At 40.0% G+C, this 1,726-nt stretch carries 4 protein-coding genes; 1 reads left to right on the forward strand and 3 read right to left on the reverse strand.

The genetic code is table 11. The annotated features are described in order from the left end of the window. Window positions 1–434: hypothetical protein (locus ACESM0_RS13135; RefSeq protein ID WP_372906657.1), on the reverse strand; the 434-nt coding region annotated here is incomplete at its 3' end. 137 nt (window positions 435–571) lie between these two features. Continuing rightward, a complete protein-coding gene (locus ACESM0_RS13140; RefSeq protein ID WP_372906658.1) occupies window positions 572–931 on the reverse strand; it encodes a hypothetical protein in 360 nt (119 codons plus the stop codon). A gap of 72 nt (window positions 932–1,003) precedes the next feature. Between ACESM0_RS13140 and ACESM0_RS13145 the strand changes: the two genes are divergently transcribed. Then, window positions 1,004–1,333 (forward strand): TraR/DksA family transcriptional regulator, encoded by a 330-nt coding sequence (locus ACESM0_RS13145; RefSeq protein WP_372906659.1) that lies wholly within the window; start codon window positions 1,004–1,006, stop codon window positions 1,331–1,333. Window positions 1,334–1,395: 62 nt separating this feature from the next. Here the strand turns inward: ACESM0_RS13145 and ACESM0_RS13150 are convergent, their stop codons facing one another. Continuing rightward, window positions 1,396–1,674 carry a hypothetical protein gene (locus tag ACESM0_RS13150; protein WP_372906660.1) on the reverse strand — a complete coding sequence of 93 codons (279 nt, stop codon included), beginning with the start codon at window positions 1,672–1,674 and terminating at the stop codon, window positions 1,396–1,398. Between the last annotated feature and the right edge of the window lie 52 nt (window positions 1,675–1,726).

Below are 1,726 nucleotides of genomic sequence, written 5' to 3' on the forward strand. Positions count from 1 at the left end.
CGCCGGACAATAATCTGCTCATCACCGATCAAAGTACCTTCCTTACCTTCAAAAAAGGGTAGTCTGGCATCCAATCCATGTCGAAGTTTAATGCGAATTCCAACCTGTTGAATAACACTATCGTGACTACCCAAATCCTTCCTGTGATTCTTGTAATCTGAGCAGTTAACAACATCCGTTAATTCAATCAGCTGATATTGATTTCTTTTCACGTAGAGAAGTTCCTCATGGTTTTTACCAATTCCAATTGAAGCACGATTCCTGAGAACCTCAAAATCACCTGTTTGAAATGCTAAATCGCCTGCTTTATTTAGAAATTGTTTTTTTGCTTCTTTTAAGCCCTTCTTTTCCTGAATTTGATAGTAGCCGATTGGTAACATAAAAATTGCAAGTGAAGCCAATCCAATAATTACTGAAGTTAAATCTGTTTCCATCTTTTTGTTTTCTTGAAATTTCTTGATTAAAAAGTCAACCACCGCATACAGATATCATGATCTATGAACAGAGGTGTAGTTGACTACGATTTTTTATCGATGTGTGACCGGGAAGGTTTCCCCGGTAAAAGATGGACTCAGAGGTGGGTATGAAAAGGGAAGATCAGGTCTCTAATTGTAAGACTGATTAAAACCTGCCTTGATTTCTTCAGGTACTCTTTGTTTTCAATACGAAGATCGACTGCAGGTAAGGAAAATGCGGAATCAGATTCATTCGGTTCAATTTCTGAACCGTTTGTAATCTCAATTTCTGATAAAAGAAGAACCGGGAATGGAGTTGAGTAGAGTAAGGCATCGCCATCATCAGATGCAGAGGTAAGTTCTGAATGGACAGTTGAAGATTCTTTCTCAATCCCTGATCCATAAGCCGAACTGCTAAGCAGACTGATGAATCCTGCCAGGCAGAAAAAGAGTGCTATTTTAGGTACCTTTCGCATGCTACAATGTTACGTACAAATAGAGAATTTGTTCTATAGCTCGTAAAAAATTTAATCAGTTTAAATAAAATAATGACCGACCGGGAAAAAGAAGAGCTCATCAAAATTATTCATGAACAGATTGAATCTACAAAAGAGGAGATCAAAGAGCTGATTGAATTGACTAAACCTATATCGCTCGATAATTCCATTGGCAGACTTTCCAGAATGGACGCCATCAACAATAAGACAATCAACGAAAAGGCACTGCGGGATAAGAAAAGAAACCTGCAAAAACTGGAACGCGCCGTTGAACGTCATAAGGAGGATAAGCTGGGAAAATGCTTAAAGTGCGGAGAGGAAATCCCATTCGGCCGATTGAAATTTATGCCCTACACAACCCGCTGTGTTAAATGTGCCTGATCAGGTCTTCCGGAAATCGGAAATCACAAATCACAATAGGGCATGTTAATGGAGGTAACCTTTCATTGTTTTGATTCCGGCTTCTTTCCAGGAGCTTCTCCCGTCTCCATTTCCATATAAATTCGCTGCTTTACAGCGTCAGCAATAAATGAAAATCCGGCGTTCAGTGAAACAATGCCGAACAGGCCAATCCAGAACCAGAGCGCCATATGTCCAAGGTCAAACTCCTCGGGACTATTCCCCTTGATGATAATAGCCTCGCCTATCAGGTTTATAGCAAGCCCAACGAGCATAACCCCAATGATCGAGTGTCGCCACCATTTCTTTTTGAATGTCATCATTTTAGCAGGATTTTATGTGAGAATTTTTTAGAATAAGCTATCCAGCCGGGTT

It is taken from the genome of Rhodohalobacter sp. (assembly GCF_041686455.1).
Classification (GTDB): domain Bacteria; phylum Bacteroidota; class Rhodothermia; order Balneolales; family Balneolaceae; genus Rhodohalobacter.

What these genes read in the sequence shown, in the direction of transcription:
- ACESM0_RS13150 (WP_372906660.1), bottom strand. Translation starts at nt 1,674, where the DNA reads ATGATGACATTCAAAAAGAAATGGTGGCGACACTCGATCATTGGGGTT.
- ACESM0_RS13140 (WP_372906658.1), bottom strand. Translation starts at nt 931, where the DNA reads ATGCGAAAGGTACCTAAAATAGCACTCTTTTTCTGCCTGGCAGGATTC.
- ACESM0_RS13145 (WP_372906659.1), top strand. Translation starts at nt 1,004, where the DNA reads ATGACCGACCGGGAAAAAGAAGAGCTCATCAAAATTATTCATGAACAG.